This is a genomic window from Bradyrhizobium sp. CAR08 (assembly GCF_052871955.1).
Genome location: NZ_JBIXJX010000002.1, coordinates 321,429 through 335,165 on the forward strand (window position 1 = coordinate 321,429; position 13,737 = coordinate 335,165).

Below are 13,737 nucleotides of genomic sequence, written 5' to 3' on the forward strand. Positions count from 1 at the left end.
AAAACCGGCAAACATGCGGCAGCCGCTCCGTTTTCCATGGCCTGATCTTGATGTGGATGATGTCTCCGCGCCCGTTATCGCCGTGCGCGTCGACGTGATCGGGACCAACGACGAGGTGCCCGATCACAGGCACCGCAAGGGGCAACTTGTCTTTGCGCTGGGCGGCGCCGTGACGTGCCGCGTTCCCACCGGTCTGTGGATGGTGCCGCCGCATTGCGCGGTGTGGATTCCAGGAGGCATGCAGCACAGCAACCTCGCGACGGAAAACGCCCGGCTGTTTTTCGTCTACATCGAGCCTGAGGTCGTGGACCTGCCGGATCGGTGCTGCACGCTTTCGATCTCCCCACTGCTGCGTGAAGTGATCGTCGAGCTGGCCAATCAGATCGCGGATGACGAGGCGAGGGTGGAGCTTCTGGCGAGCGTCCTGCTGCGCGAGCTTCCCCGCATGCCGGTTCAGCAGCTGCATCTGCCGCTCTCGCCAGAGCCGCGGTTGAAGAAGATTGCCGCGGCGCTGGCGAAAAACCCTTCCGATCGCAGGACGTTGGCCGAATGGGCCGATCGCGTCGCGCTGAGCGAGAGCAGCCTCGCGCGTCTCGTGGTCAGGGAGACGGGCTTAAGCTTCGGGCGGTGGCGCCAGCAATTGCACCTGATCGTCGCCTTGCGGGAGCTGACGTCCGGCGCGAGCGTGCAGCAGGTGTCCGCCGATCTCGGCTACGACTCCGTCGCGGCCTTCATCACCATGTTCAAGAAGGCGCTCGGGAAACCACCAGGGAAATATCTGAGCCGTATTTTCCCTGAATATAAGAATTGACTTATATTAACGTCGACCGATATTAATCCTGGCACGAAACGACAAGGAGGAGCGCCATGGAGATCGACGTCGTCAGGGTATTAGGGCTGGTTACGCGTTCGGTGAGGAATTTCGAGAAGGACGGGAAGGCAGCCAGTGCGGTGACACTGACGCGGCTTTACGAGACCAGCGTCGACGATCTCTGGGACGCAGTGACCAGCGAGCAACGCATTCCGCGCTGGTTCTTGCCGGTCGAGGGAGATCTCCGGCTCGGCGGAAAATACCAGCTCAAGGGGAATGCAGGCGGGACCATCACGGCATGTACGCCGCCGACCCATTTTGCGGCGACCTGGGAATTCGGCGGCGCGATGAGCTGGATCGACGTCAAGCTGACGGCAGAACGAAGCCAGGCGCGGCTGACGCTCGAGCACACCGCGATGATCGAGGATCATTGGAATCAGTTCGGTCCAGGGGCAGTCGGGATCGGCTGGGATCTCGCCATTGCCGGGCTGGAGCGATATGTTGCGACCGGGGCATCGGTCGACCATGAGACGGCCGAGGCATGGATGGGCTCTCCCGCGGGCAAGGAATTCATGACGAGCAGCGGCGAGTATTGGCGCGCAGCGCATGTCGCAAGCGGCGTGGATCCTGCGTCCGCGAAACAGCGGTCGGACCGTACCATCGCTTTCTATCGCGGCGAGACGCCGCCCGACGTGGCGCATCCGGGCACAGGAAGCTGATGCAAATCTTCGAGGTCCTTGCCGACCCCGTCCGCCGTCGCATCCTCGAGCTGCTTGCGCCCGGCGAGATGGCGTCCGGCGAGGTCGTCGAAGTGATCGGAGCGGAGTTCGGGATCACGCAGGCCGCCGTGTCGCAGCACCTCAAGGTGCTGCGCGAGAGCGGCTTCGCGACGGTTCGGGCGGAGGCGCAAAGACGGCTCTATTCGGTCGATGCTGCGGGCCTCCAAGCGGTGGATGCATGGATCGGTCAGTTCCGCAATTTCTGGGAGCCGAAGCTGGATGCGCTGGCGACGGAAATCGCGCGCGGCAAACGCGAGCGTCGTAACGCGCCAATGAGCAAGCGGAGCGGGAAGCGGGCGTGAAGGCATCGCGGCCACGCCTCATGGAGACGTTTCCGTTCTTTGCCCGGCGGGGGATGGGCTTAAGGGGCGGCATCTCGGTGTCGCCCGGGCTGGCGGCCCATCTGAGGCCGTACTGCAGGTTCGCGGCCTGCGCGGCGGCGACAAGCTGTACAAAGCCCCAGACGATTGCGGCGGGCAGCATCGATAGCTCGAAGCTCATCGCCATTGGCTGTCCCCCAATCTGCAAGAAATCAGCGCGATCCCGGGTGCCATCCGGGAGTTTGGGAATCTCGGGATCGAGGTGATCCCAGGCATATCCGCGCGAGCAGAACAGCACGACGGACGGTTTGAACGTGCTGGCATCGTCCAGCGTGCCGACATAGATGCCGATTAAGTCCGGCTTCTCGTCCGGCTTGTTGTAGATAGGCGAGCCGCAGTTCGGACAGAACCCTTTGCGCTTGACGCGCCGCTGACGGCAGTGCGCTCGATTTCGCGCACCTCGCCTGTCACCGCGACTGCGCTGCGCGCGAACACGAAGATGGAGCTGTGGCCGCTGCCGGTATCGCGCTGACAGTCGCTGCACTGGCATTGGAAGCCGCGGATCGGCGCGGACGCAATGGTGTAACAAACCGCGCCGCAGGCACAACGACCTGAATATGTCATTCTTCTCCCTCCCAACGGGCCGGCGCGATTTCACACAAGCCGGATATTTGCCGGCCCGCTCACTCGCGCGACATCTTCTCAACCTCTTCACCAGCCGCTCCCGCTTCAGCCGCGACAGGCGCTGGATCCAGAACATGCCGTCGAGCTGGTCGATCTCGTGCTGGTGGCAGACAGCACGCAAGGCTTCCGACTCCTCTTTGTGCATGCTGCCGTCGAGATCCCGATAGCTGATCCGCACGCGGGCGTGGCGCCGGACCTCGTCGTTGACGCCGGGCATCGAGACGCTGCCTTCGCGATGCAGGATCATCTCGGGTGAGGCCCATTCGATCTCCGGATTGACATAGGTCTGTGCACCGTCCCTGGCGTCGAGCTCGAGCACGACGACGCGCAAGGGCACGCCGACATGCGGCGCCGTGATGCCGATGCCGGGCGCGGCGCGCATGGTCTCGAGCAGATCATTTGCAAGCTCGCGGAGCGCATCGTCGAACGCGGTGACGGGGTGAGCCGGCATCGCGGAGCCGGCGGTCGGGATAGCGGACGATCGGGCGAATGGTCATGCAAGCTCCTAGCACTCACGGATGGTTGAAGCATCCCGTTCTTGACGCCCTACCAACTGGAAGGTAGCTAGGGACCATGACCCACGTTTCCTCGACAGCCGACGACATCCTGGCCTGCGCGCGCAGCTTGATCATCGCGGGCGGCTACAATGGTTTCAGCTACGCCGACGTGGCCGAGGTGGTCGGTATCCGCAAGCCGAGCATCCACCATCATTTCGCCAGCAAGGTCGATCTGGTCCGCACGCTCGTGTCGCGCTACCGCGCCGAAGCCGAGGCGGGACTGTCCGCGCTCGAGCGCAATGTCCCTGATCCGCGCGACCAGCTCGAAAACTATGTCGCGTACTGGAAGGCGTGCATCAATGATGCGACAGCGCCGTTCTGCGTGTGCGCGCTGCTGGCCAGCGAGCTTCCGATCCTGCCGGAGGAGGTTGCGCTCGAAGTCCGTGCGCACTTCCGCTCCTTGGCTTCCTGGCTGACGGCCGTCATGGAGCGTGGCAAGCGGAAAGGGCAACTCAAACTCTCCGGCACAGCCCGCGTCGAGGCCGAAGGATTCATGGCGACCATTCACGGCGCCATGCTGTCGGCGCGTGCCTATGGCGATCCAAAGATGTTCGGTGTGATTACCACCCCGCTGCTGGACCGGCTGTCCAACAAGCACTGAGAGACATCGGCGAGACGATGACGATAGCCAGCAAGTGGGCTGGATCGAAGACGGTTTCGTTGTGTGTAAGGAAACTACCAACTAGTAGGTATAGGAGAGACTGCGATGGCGCGATATCAATTGAATCCGGTTCATTGCGACCGCGAGCGATGGCTGAAGCAATATTACTTCGTGCGAGCGGCGTTCTCGGTTGCCTGGGTCGCTGCTGCGTTTGCCGCCGGGGCTTCTTCTCCAGTGACCGCCGGCGCCTTGCTCGTCCTCTATCCCGCATGGGACGCCGCTGCCAACTTCGCGGACGCGGTTCGCAGCGGCGGACTCGCTCAAAGCCGCCCGCAGGCTCTGAACGTTGTGGTCAGCCTGGCGACCACCGTCGCGGTGCTTGTGACCTTGCAGATGAGCATGAACCGGGTGCTCGGAATCTTCGGGGCATGGGCGATCCTGTCGGGATTGCTCCAACTCGGAACGGCCATCCAGCGCTGGCGGAGTTTTGGCGCGCAATGGGCCATGGTGCTCAGCGGGGGCCAGTCGGCTCTCGCAGGCGGCTTCTTCATCTTTCAGGCCACGATGCCCGCGATTCCCTCGATCGCGAATGTCGCGGGCTATGCTGCAGTCGGTGCGCTCTACTTCCTGGTCTCGGCGGTCTGGCTCACGGTCGGCGAGTGGCGGCGTAGCGCGGCGGTTTGAAGCCTTGCCATTCAAGCCTTGTCGCGGACGCTCACCCGTCCGGATAGGGCGTGCCGTCCTTGTGCACGAATCGGCCGTCGGAGTTGGCGCTCATCATGTCGATGTCGGAGCAAATCGTGAGATCGTCGGGCGAGCGAGAGCCGACTTCGAGATAGAGGGCGATGGCGCTCGAACGGTTGATCAAGTGATGGCCGTTGCCGCTGTTTTTCGCGAAGGCGGCGCAGTCACCGGCGCGGAGCACGATCTCGCATTGGTCCTCGATCAGCGTCACTTCGCCTTCGAGGACATAGACGAATTCGTCCTCATGCGAGTGCCAATGTCGCTGGCTCGACCAGCTGCCCGGCGGCAAGCGCATCAAGTTGACGCCGAAATCGGACAAGCCTCCGGCATTGCCGAGCCGCTGCCGGACCCGATCGGCGCAAGGTGCATCGAAGGGCGCGGGGTAGCTGGAGCCCTTGCGGGCGGGTACGGCAGCGAGGTCGATTTTCGGCATGGGCACTTCCCTGCAGTTCTTTAGCGTCGCTTGGCCTGGCACATCACGGAGCGCGGGGCTCGTCGTCGAACCCGGTCACGGACTTCGCCGCATCCGCACGGCCAGTTCCGCACGGCAAGGCCGGATGGCGCGCGAGAAGGCGGACGATCGCGTTCGCGACGGGACGAATTCAATAGCGGCGGGATGATGCCATCATGCAGGTGTTTTGCCCGACGAGTCAAACGGCGGGTCTTCCTTCGCACTGCAAAGAGCTGCGCTGTAAGTCCTTGATCCCAAAGCGCCCGGCTACTGTGCATGGGGTTGTTTTCGCATTTTTTGTTTGGCAGGTCACAAAAGCGTGCCGCAAAAACTTGCGTCGGCCTGTCGGCCCACCATGTTCCCATTCGTCTTCCACCCAGACAGATCTGACGGGAGACCAAAATGAACGCTTCCTCCTATCGCTGGGTGATCGTCGCCGCGGGCGGCTTGCTCGGGTGCGTCGCCATCGGCGGCATGTTTTCGCTGCCGGTGTTCCTGCAGCCGATCGCAAAGGATACCGGCTGGTCCGTAACCGGCATCTCCAGCGCGATGACGATCGGCTTTCTGGCGATGGCCTTCACCAGCATGGCCTGGGGCACGTTGACGGACCGGTTCGGGCCGCGGCTGGTGGTGCTGACGGGATCGACGGTGCTGACCGTGAGCCTGTTCGCGGCGAGTCACGCCACCTCGCTGCTGGCGTTTCAGTTCGTCTTCGGGCTTCTGGTCGGAGCGTCCTGTGCGGCGATCTTCGCGCCGATGATGGCGACCGTGACCGGCTGGTTCGACACCCATCGCAGCCTCGCGGTCTCGCTGGTGTCGGCCGGCATGGGCATGGCGCCGATGACGATGGCGCCGCTCGCGGCCTGGCTCGTCTCCGGCCATGACTGGCGCACCTCGATGCAGATCGTGGCGCTGGTGGTCGGCGCCATCATGATTCCGGTCTCGTTCCTGGTGCGCCGCCCGCCGGCGCTCGCGCACGCCTTGGCCGCGCCTGCGGGCGAGGGCGCCGTGCAAGGTGAGATGTCGATGGGAGAGGCGCTGCGCTCGCCGCAATTCCTGATCCTGCTCGCGACCAACTTCTTCTGCTGCGCCACCCATTCCGGCCCGATCATCCACACCGTCTCCTATGCCGTGAGCTGCGGCATCCCGCTGGTCGCGGCGGTGACGATCTACAGCATCGAAGGCTTTGCCGGCCTTGGCGGACGCATCGCCTTCGGCCTGATGGGTGACCGCTTCGGCGCCAAGCGCGTGCTCGTCTCGGGCCTGCTGTTGCAGGCGTTCGGCGCACTCGCCTATGTCTTCGCGCACCAGCTTGCGACGTTCTACGCGGTCGGGGCCGTCTTCGGCTTCATTTATGCCGGCACCATGCCGCTCTACGCGGTGCTGATCCGCGAAAATTTCCCGCTCAAGATGATGGGCACGGTGATCGGCGGCACCGCCATGGCCGGCAGTCTCGGCATGGCCACGGGCCCGCTCGCCGGCGGCCTGATCTACGATGCGTTCTCGAGCTACGCCTGGCTCTATATCGCCTCCTGGGCGATGGGCCTCGGCGCCTTCCTGATGGCGATGAATTTCAAGCCGTTCCCGAAGCCGCGCGCGGATTTGGCGCCCGCGGCGGCGTAAGCAAGTTCATCGAGGCGCAGCACTAGAGCTGCGCCTCGATCGCGGGCTTGTCGATGATGGACCACACGTGCCGTATTTTCCCGTCGTGAAATTGATAGAACACGTTTTCACAGAAGGACATGCGCCTGCCGTTCACATCCAGCCCCAGAAACGTTCCAGCCGGTGTGCAATCGAACTTCAGCCGGGCGGCGATGTGGGGCGGATCGCAGACCAGCAGCTCGATGTTGAAATGCAGATCCGGAATTGTGCGAAAATCCTGCTCCAGCATGGCACGATAGCCGGACAGTCCGAACGGTCGCGCATTGTGGGCGACATCATCGTGGACGAACTGTCCGAGCGCGGGCCAATCCTGCCGGTTCAGGCAGGCGATGTAATTGCGGTAGATGTCGGCGAGGTCGGACCTGGTCATGGCGTGCTCCTGCGGCTTCGGCCATAACGCGGCAACAGGGCAATCGGCGCAGGCGCTTACAGACGTTTTTCGAAGAACAGGTCCGGGTAAGGGTCATCATTGAAGCGGGGGATCTCGCTCCAGCCGCTTCGTCGGTAGAGCTGGCCGGCTTCCGCCAGGGCGCTGTTGGTGTCGAGCCGCAATAGCTTGATGCCGAGCCCGCGCGCGGCGTTCTCGGTCATGTCCATCAGGCGCCGGCCGAGCCGCAATCCGCGCGCCGCCGGTGCGACCCACAGCCGCTTGATCTCGGCATAGCCGTGATCGGTGCCCTTGAGCCCGACGCAGCCGACCGGTAGCGTGTCCGACATCGCGACGATGAACGTGCCGCGCGGGCGGCGCATATCCTTGGCGTCGGGATCGCGCGACAGCGAGACGTCGAACCCCTGCTTGAAGCGGCGGCCGAGCTCGCCATAATATTCGCCGAGGCAATAACGGGCCTGTTCGCTCCGCGGGTCCATCTCGTCCAGCGTGACGCGCTCGCGCGTCAGCGCGGAAGCAACCAAATCCATCGCCGCCAGCAGCGCCTCGCGTTGCGCATGTTGGGCGAGGAAGCCCTCGGCCTGCGTATTCGACAGCGCCTCGTAGGCCGCGAACTCGCGCCGGCCCGCACGCGTCAACGTCGCCACGCGACGGCGCGCATCGTCCTCATGCGCATTGGTCTCGACCAGCCCTTCGTCCTCGAGGCAGCGGAGGAGGCGGCTCATCAGGCCGGAATCGAGGCCGAGATAGTCGCGAATCTCGGCCACGTCCGAACGTCCATGCCCGATCGCGTTGAGCACGCGCGCCGCCCCCAGTGGCCGCCCGCGTCCCAGGAATGACGTGTCGAGCGCGCCGACAGCGGACGTGACGGCACGATTGAAGCGGCGGACGCGGGAAACAGGGTCGAGCATGATATATCTGACTTTAGTCAGACATATCATCGAAGTCAATCAGTGCACGTTTTCGCTTCACCAGCGAACTGCGCTTCAATCCAGGCCCAGGACCTTGCGGGATTTCCGCGTGAGTTTCGCCGCGATCAGCGCGTGCGCCTGCGCCAGATAGGCCGTGAGCTCGGCGTCCGGCAGCGCGTTGTTGCCGACGAGTTGCACCCATTTGGCGCGCGCCAGATAGGGCGCCGGCCGCGCAAGGCCGTGCTCGATCAGCATGGCATAGGCCATGTTCGAGACCTTGAACATGTAGCCGCCGGAGCGCGCGGCAAAGCCGCCGCCGAGTGCGAACATCTTGCCGCCGACCTTGAACACGGAGGTGCCCTCCCACTGCACCACCTTGGTGACGGCGGGCAGGCGCAGGCAGCGGGTTTCGAAAGTTTTGGGAGTCATCGCCCGAGCGATAGCACAGCGCACGCGGCTTGCAACGCCGCAACGATGGAGCGCCTCTGCGTGCCGCACGCGTCCGGGATACGAGAGGAACGACTCCACTTGTATCGTGCCGTCCGATCCCCCACACTCCACATCACTCAATCAGTCACAGGAATAAGGTCATGGCTCGCATTCGCTGTATCACCGAGATGGGGATGGGCGTCGACGTTCACGGCAGGGACGCCACCAAGGCGGCGAAGCGTGCCGTTTCTGATGCCATCAGGCATTCGAGCCTCGGCTTCTTCCGGATGATCGACAAGACTGCGAACGACATGTTCGTCGACGTCACGATCGCGGTGCCGAATCCCGAAGCCGTCGACAAGGACGCGGTCGCGAAGGAACTGCCTTACGGCACCGTCACCGTCAACGCGGTGAAGGGCGGGCTGGAGATTCCCTCGGCTGCGGAGCAGGGCAACGACCCCATCCTCATCGCCAATGCCGCCGTCATCGTCAGCTTCGATAAGGACTAGGCCGGTGTCCGACGGTGACGTGACCCTACTGGATCGCCCGATCTGGAGCGCGCTGACGACCAGCCACAAACATCTGGCCGAGGGTGGCCCGGGAGCGCTGCGCTATCCGGTGGACGTGACGCCTTTTGCCGACATGGTCGACATGTCCGAGACGAGCTTTGCCGAGCTCGGCAATCTCCTGTCGGGCTCGCAGGTCGCCGCGCTGTTCACACCCGAGGCCGTCGACGTTCCCGCCGGTTTCAAGGTCGTGCTGGCCGGACCCTGCGAGCAGATGATCGGCTCCCCGGCCGATAGCCCGCTTCGCGATGCCGAGATCGTCCGGCTGGGTGCAGCCGACGTTCCCGCCATGATGGCATTGACGGAGTTGACGAAGCCCGGTCCATTCGCGCGGCGCACGCACGAACTCGGGACGTTTCTTGGCATCCGCGCCGGCGGCGAATTGGTCGCGATGGCCGGCGAGCGCATGAAGCCGGGCAATTTCGTCGAGATGACGGCCGTCTGCGTCCACCCTGATCATCGGGGGCGGGGCTACGCGCAGGCGCTGCTGGCGGCGGTCGCGCGGCAGATCGAGGCGCGCAGCGAAATTCCGTTCCTGCACGTGTTCTCGAGCAACTCGTCGGCCATCGCGCTGTACCAGCGGCAGGGGATGCGGACTCGGCGCCGCCTGCACGTGACTGCGTTCATGAAGCAGAGATGAGCCGCGCCGTCCGGTCAGGCTTCATATCTGGCGAATTCACGCTATATCGATCCCAACCATCATTGGGGAAACACATGGACGCCAGAACACCTGATTTTTCCGCCATGCGGACAGCAATGCAGAGTTACGTCGATCAGGAGATCATTCCGGGTGCATCCTGGGCGGTGCTGCGGGGCCGCGAGGTCGTCGATCAGCAGTGCGTCGGTTTCGCCGATCGCGAGACCAGCACCGCGCTGCGGCCCGATCACATTTTTCGCGCCTTCTCCAATACCAAGATCTTCGTCACCTGCGCGATCATGCTGTTGGCCGAGGAAGGCCGCATCGGGCTCGATGACGTTGTCGAGAAATTCCTGCCGCAACTCGGCAATCGCAAGGTTCTGAAGCCGGGCGCTTTGAGCCTTGCCGACGTCGAACCGGCGAAGAGCCCGATCACGATCCGGCAGCTTCTGACCCATACCTCCGGCCTCAGCTACGGCATCTTCGATCCCGGCACGGTGCTGTTCAAAAGCTATAACGAGGCACGCGTTCTCAATCCGTTGACGCCGCTGACTGACATGATCGACCGGCTCGCCGATCTGCCGCTGTCCTTTCATCCCGGCGCGTCCTGGGAATATTCGGTTGCGACCGACGTCCTCGGGCGCGTCGTGGAGGTCGTCTCCGGCAAGCCGCTCGACGCCGTGCTCAAGGCGCGCATTTTCGAGCCGCTCGGCATGACCGACACCGGCTTCCACGTGCCGGACGCGCAGCAGGGCAGGCTGGTCGCGCTCTACAACGGCACGGATGTCCTCGATCCCATGAAGCCCGGCCTCACCCGGGCCGACGACCTGCCTTATCCGCAGGCCTATCGGCGGCAGTTCCCGCGGCTGTCGGGCGGCGGCGGACTGGTCTCGACCTTGCCCGACATGCTCGCTTTGATACAGGCGCTGCTTCCCGGCTCGGATGCTCTGCTGAAGCCGGAGACGCTGCGGCAGATGACGACGAACCAGCTGCCCGCCGGCGAGAACATTCGCTTCGCCAATCTCGGCCCGATCCCCGGCAAGGGCTTTGGCCTCGGCGGCGCGGTCACCTTCGCGCCGATGCCGTTCGATCCCCCGAATTCGACCGGCGAATTCCAGTGGGGCGGCCTCGCCGGCACCCATTGGTGGATCTGCCCGCAGGCCAATACCGCCGGTGTGCTGATGACGCAGCGCTACATGGGCTTCTGGAATCCGTTCTTCTTCGAGTTCAAGCGTCTGGCCTATCAGGCCGTCGGAGGCTGATCGCGAAAAAAATTGCAGGTTGCCGCGAATCCTTTCCGGTCGTCGCGCCCTCTCTTGACGGTCGAGGCATTTTGCTTCGGCTCATCTCGGAGAATGTGATGGCATTTTACAGAAAGAACATCGGCGGCCTGCATCAGGCCGTGCGGATCGCCTTTGGCGTCGCGGTGGCGGTCGCGGCGATCGTGTATCTCACTGGCGCTGCGGCGTGGCTGGTTGCACTTGGCGGTGCTGGCTTCGCGCTGACCGGCCTCGTCGGCTATTGTCCGATGTGCGCGATGGCCGGCATCGGAAGAGGAGGCGCGTCGTGAGCGCGGCTGGGATCTCGCCGGACCTGTTCGAGGCCGCGCGCCTCGGCGATCCCCAGGCGATCGCGTCTCTGCTCGAGACGGCGCAACCGAACATCCGCCGCTACGCCCGCGCCACCTGTCGCAGCTCGGCGGACGCCGAGGATGCGACGCAGGAGGCGCTGTGGATCCTGTTTCGCCATGTCGGCACGATCCGCTCGTGGCTGGCGTTTTCGGCCTGGCTGTTCAGTGTGGTCCGCCGCGAATGCCTGCGGCTTGCCCGCAAGGCAGGCCTCGCGCCGGCGATCGACGACGGAGAGGCGGAGGCGCTGCTGCTGTCGCGTCCTGAGGCCGATTTGCGGATCGACATCGCGGCGGCCTTCGAGGCGCTGCCGCCGCACTACCGCGACGTCGCGCTGATGCGCGACGTCAAGGAAATGACCATCGATGAGATCGCCGTCGCGCTCGGCGCGACCCGGCAGACCGTGAAGGCACGTCTGCATCGCGCCCGCGCCCTGATGCGCGAATATCTGACGAGATGAGCCATGACCGATTATCAAAGACGTGACGACCTGAAATCTATCCCGGCCTTCGTGGCGCTCGCGCCGGTCGAGGCCAACGCGTTCCTTGCGTTCAACCACGCGGTCGAGCGCAAGGACGGATTGATTCCGCCAAAATATCGCGAGCTGATCTCGCTCGCGGTCGCGCTCACCACGCAATGCGCCTATTGCCTCGACGTGCACACTGCGCAGGCGGCGAAGGCCGGTGCAACGCGAGAAGAAGTCGCGGAAGCCGCGTTGATTGCGGCCGCGGTTCGCGCCGGCGGCACGCTCGGCCATGCGTTGTTGGCGCAGCGCCTGTTCGAGCGACATCGGGGCGAGGAACTGGGATAGAGGAGCGGGCGGATGTCCCGCAGAGATCAGGAACTTGCCAAACTATCTCGGCCTCGACGGATTTCGCTTCGGCTGGGTCGTCGCCTGGATCGACCAGCGCGGCGATCACGGCTTTGATTATTCGCCGGGTCTTGCGCGGCTGCTCGCGCTGCCGCATGCCGGGGCGATGATCGACATGCCGATCGGATTGAAATGGAGTGGTTATCGCATCTGCGATTTGCGCGCACGCGAGCTGGTCGGTCCCGCCGTATTTCTCGGCGCCCGCCGCGATCTCTGGACGTTCGCCGATATGGCGGCAGCCAATCGCCACTACTGGGAGCGCGAGGGCAAGGGCAGGGGCGTATCGGCGCAGCTCTGGAACATCAGGGACAAGATCAGGGACGTCGACGCGATCATGACGCCGGCGCGGCAGGCGACCATCGGCGAAGCGCATCCGGAATTGATTTTTTGGAATTTGGCTGGGCGGGTCCGGCTTGCAAAGAAGACATCGGCGGAGGGCCGCGGGCAGCGCATCGCACTCCTGCAGCAGCGCGGCTTCGGGCGCTTGCCGACATGGCTGACTCAACGACATGGCACCGGCGTCGGCGGTGACGATCTGATCGACGCCTGTGCCTGCGCGATCGCGGCACGCGACAGCACGCAGCGGTTCGGCGGGGAGGAGACCGATCCGCGGGGCTTGCGGATGGAGATCAATTATTGAGGCCGTCGGGGTGCGAGGAGCCGGGAAAAAGCTGCAATTTATTTGAAGCTTGCAGGAACAGACGACGGCTGGCCCGCGTTCCTCGTGCGAACCGAACACGGAGAAGCTCGTCCGATGAGGGATGTCAGTCAGTTCGCGACCGCGATGCTTGCGCTCGTCTTCACCGGAGCACTGCTCGTCACCGGCCAGCTCTTCATCGAGCAACGCGCACAGCGCGATGTGATGCACGCCACCAACCATTTGCTGCGGCCATTGTGACCTGTACGGGAAAATGACCTGACTACTCGACCTTGCGTCGTTCGTCCGCTCGCCTAGACTAGGCGGCATCTCATGAACGAAGCCGGGGTCCTGATGTCCGATCTGTCCGCCTTTCCCATCACCAAGCGCTGGCCGGCCAAGCACCCGGAGCTGCTCCAGCTTTATTCGCTACCGACGCCGAACGGCGTCAAGGTCTCGATCATGCTGGAAGAGATCGGGCTTCCCTACGAAGTCCATCTCGTCGATTTCGGCAAGGATGACCAGAAGACGCCGGAATTCCTCTCGCTCAATCCGAACGGCAAGATCCCGGCGATCCTCGATCCCGATGGTCCCGGCGGCAGGCCGCTGCCGCTGTTCGAGTCCGGGGCGATCCTGCAATACCTCGCGGAGAAGACCGGCAAGCTGCTGCCGCAGGACGCCGCGCGCCGTTATCAGACCATCCAGTGGCTGCATTTCCAGATGGGCGGCATCGGGCCGATGTTCGGCCAGGTCGGCTTTTTCCACAAATTCGCCGGCAAGGACTTCGAGGACAAGCGGCCGCTCGAGCGCTACGTGGGCGAAGCCAAGCGGCTGCTCGGGGTGATGGAGATGCATCTTGCCGGCCGGCAATGGTTCATGGACGACGATTACACCATCGCGGACATCTCCATGCTCGGCTGGGTGCGCAACCTCATCGGGTTCTACGGCGCCCGCGATCTCGTCGAGTTCAGCCAGTTCAAATCCGTCGCCGCCTGGCTCGACCGCGGGCTGGCGCGTCCGGCGGTCGAGCGCGGGCTGAACATTCCGAAGCGGCCGTGAGA

19 protein-coding genes and 2 pseudogenes are annotated in these 13,737 nt (G+C 64.1%); 15 read left to right on the forward strand and 6 right to left on the reverse strand.

What is annotated here, in order from left to right:
* Positions 1-13: 13 nt before the first annotated feature.
* From ACIPUD_RS05200 to ACIPUD_RS05210, 3 genes are read left to right on the forward strand one after another with little or no spacing between them, the layout of a single operon-like run.
* Positions 14-811 carry an AraC family transcriptional regulator gene (locus ACIPUD_RS05200; RefSeq protein WP_446480218.1) on the forward strand — a complete coding sequence of 266 codons (798 nt, stop codon included), beginning with the start codon at positions 14-16 and terminating at the stop codon, positions 809-811.
* Between the two features lie 56 nt (positions 812-867).
* A complete protein-coding gene (locus tag ACIPUD_RS05205; protein ID WP_018459177.1) occupies positions 868-1,530 on the forward strand; it encodes an SRPBCC family protein in 663 nt (220 codons plus the stop codon).
* On the forward strand, positions 1,530-1,892 hold the full coding sequence (locus ACIPUD_RS05210) for an ArsR/SmtB family transcription factor (protein WP_018459176.1): 363 nt from the start codon (positions 1,530-1,532) through the stop codon (positions 1,890-1,892). The genes ACIPUD_RS05205 and ACIPUD_RS05210 overlap by 1 nt, the downstream gene beginning before the upstream one ends.
* A 361-nt stretch (positions 1,893-2,253) precedes the next feature.
* Here the strand turns inward: ACIPUD_RS05210 and ACIPUD_RS05215 are convergent.
* A pseudogene (locus ACIPUD_RS05215) lies at positions 2,254-2,460 on the reverse strand (hypothetical protein); the annotation flags it as partial.
* 147 nt (positions 2,461-2,607) lie between these two features.
* Positions 2,608-3,091 (reverse strand): annotated as a pseudogene (locus ACIPUD_RS05220) (peptide deformylase); the annotation flags it as partial.
* A 76-nt stretch (positions 3,092-3,167) separates the two neighbouring features.
* On the opposite strand from ACIPUD_RS05220, the gene ACIPUD_RS05225 reads away from it, so the two are divergent.
* Complete coding sequence (locus ACIPUD_RS05225; RefSeq protein WP_085352877.1) at positions 3,168-3,752, forward strand: TetR/AcrR family transcriptional regulator; 585 nt, start codon at positions 3,168-3,170, stop codon at positions 3,750-3,752.
* Positions 3,753-3,857: 105 nt separating this feature from the next.
* Complete coding sequence (locus ACIPUD_RS05230; RefSeq protein WP_446480219.1) at positions 3,858-4,436, forward strand: DUF308 domain-containing protein; 579 nt, start codon at positions 3,858-3,860, stop codon at positions 4,434-4,436.
* Between the two features lie 31 nt (positions 4,437-4,467).
* On the opposite strand, the gene ACIPUD_RS05235 is transcribed toward ACIPUD_RS05230, so the two are convergent.
* Entirely contained in the window at positions 4,468-4,929 is a 462-nt protein-coding gene (locus tag ACIPUD_RS05235) for a cupin domain-containing protein (protein ID WP_446480220.1), read from the reverse strand.
* Positions 4,930-5,349: 420 nt separating this feature from the next.
* Between ACIPUD_RS05235 and ACIPUD_RS05240 the strand changes: the two genes are divergently transcribed.
* Entirely contained in the window at positions 5,350-6,570 is a 1,221-nt protein-coding gene (locus ACIPUD_RS05240) for an MFS transporter (protein WP_446480221.1), read from the forward strand.
* A 22-nt stretch (positions 6,571-6,592) separates the two neighbouring features.
* Here the strand turns inward: ACIPUD_RS05240 and ACIPUD_RS05245 are convergent, their stop codons facing one another.
* From ACIPUD_RS05245 to ACIPUD_RS05255, 3 genes are all read right to left on the reverse strand, one after another.
* Positions 6,593-6,979 (reverse strand): ester cyclase, encoded by a 387-nt coding sequence (locus tag ACIPUD_RS05245; RefSeq protein ID WP_446480222.1) that lies wholly within the window; start codon positions 6,977-6,979, stop codon positions 6,593-6,595.
* Positions 6,980-7,035: 56 nt separating this feature from the next.
* Positions 7,036-7,908: a bifunctional helix-turn-helix transcriptional regulator/GNAT family N-acetyltransferase gene (locus tag ACIPUD_RS05250; RefSeq protein ID WP_204510969.1), complete on the reverse strand. Its 873-nt coding sequence runs from the start codon at positions 7,906-7,908 to the stop codon at positions 7,036-7,038.
* 75 nt (positions 7,909-7,983) lie between these two features.
* Positions 7,984-8,337, reverse strand: a complete 354-nt coding sequence (locus ACIPUD_RS05255; RefSeq protein ID WP_085352880.1) for an MmcQ/YjbR family DNA-binding protein — start codon at positions 8,335-8,337, stop codon at positions 7,984-7,986.
* A gap of 161 nt (positions 8,338-8,498) precedes the next feature.
* Here ACIPUD_RS05255 and ACIPUD_RS05260 point away from each other — a divergent pair, with 161 nt between their 5' ends.
* The 9 genes from ACIPUD_RS05260 to ACIPUD_RS05300 all read left to right on the forward strand — a co-directional run bounded on the left by ACIPUD_RS05260 (position 8,499) and on the right by ACIPUD_RS05300 (position 13,735).
* Positions 8,499-8,846: a Lin0512 family protein gene (locus ACIPUD_RS05260; RefSeq protein ID WP_026233749.1), complete on the forward strand. Its 348-nt coding sequence runs from the start codon at positions 8,499-8,501 to the stop codon at positions 8,844-8,846.
* A gap of 4 nt (positions 8,847-8,850) precedes the next feature.
* Positions 8,851-9,543 (forward strand): GNAT family N-acetyltransferase, encoded by a 693-nt coding sequence (locus tag ACIPUD_RS05265; protein ID WP_085384875.1) that lies wholly within the window; start codon positions 8,851-8,853, stop codon positions 9,541-9,543.
* A gap of 74 nt (positions 9,544-9,617) precedes the next feature.
* A complete protein-coding gene (locus ACIPUD_RS05270) occupies positions 9,618-10,802 on the forward strand; it encodes a serine hydrolase domain-containing protein (RefSeq protein WP_377790366.1) in 1,185 nt (394 codons plus the stop codon).
* A 98-nt stretch (positions 10,803-10,900) separates the two neighbouring features.
* Complete coding sequence (locus ACIPUD_RS05275; protein WP_446480223.1) at positions 10,901-11,110, forward strand: YgaP family membrane protein; 210 nt, start codon at positions 10,901-10,903, stop codon at positions 11,108-11,110.
* A complete protein-coding gene (locus tag ACIPUD_RS05280; RefSeq protein WP_085352883.1) occupies positions 11,107-11,628 on the forward strand; it encodes an RNA polymerase sigma factor in 522 nt (173 codons plus the stop codon). Before ACIPUD_RS05275 ends, ACIPUD_RS05280 begins: the two co-directional genes overlap by 4 nt.
* Positions 11,629-11,631: 3 nt before the next feature.
* Positions 11,632-11,979, forward strand: coding sequence for a carboxymuconolactone decarboxylase family protein (locus ACIPUD_RS05285; protein ID WP_247368785.1), 348 nt, complete (start codon positions 11,632-11,634; stop codon positions 11,977-11,979).
* A gap of 34 nt (positions 11,980-12,013) precedes the next feature.
* Complete coding sequence (locus ACIPUD_RS05290) at positions 12,014-12,679, forward strand: DUF429 domain-containing protein (RefSeq protein WP_446480224.1); 666 nt, start codon at positions 12,014-12,016, stop codon at positions 12,677-12,679.
* 114 nt (positions 12,680-12,793) lie between these two features.
* Positions 12,794-12,937, forward strand: a complete 144-nt coding sequence (locus ACIPUD_RS05295) for a hypothetical protein (protein ID WP_162847292.1) — start codon at positions 12,794-12,796, stop codon at positions 12,935-12,937.
* A 93-nt stretch (positions 12,938-13,030) separates the two neighbouring features.
* A complete protein-coding gene (locus ACIPUD_RS05300; protein ID WP_247297681.1) occupies positions 13,031-13,735 on the forward strand; it encodes a glutathione S-transferase family protein in 705 nt (234 codons plus the stop codon).
* Positions 13,736-13,737: the final 2 nt, after the last annotated feature.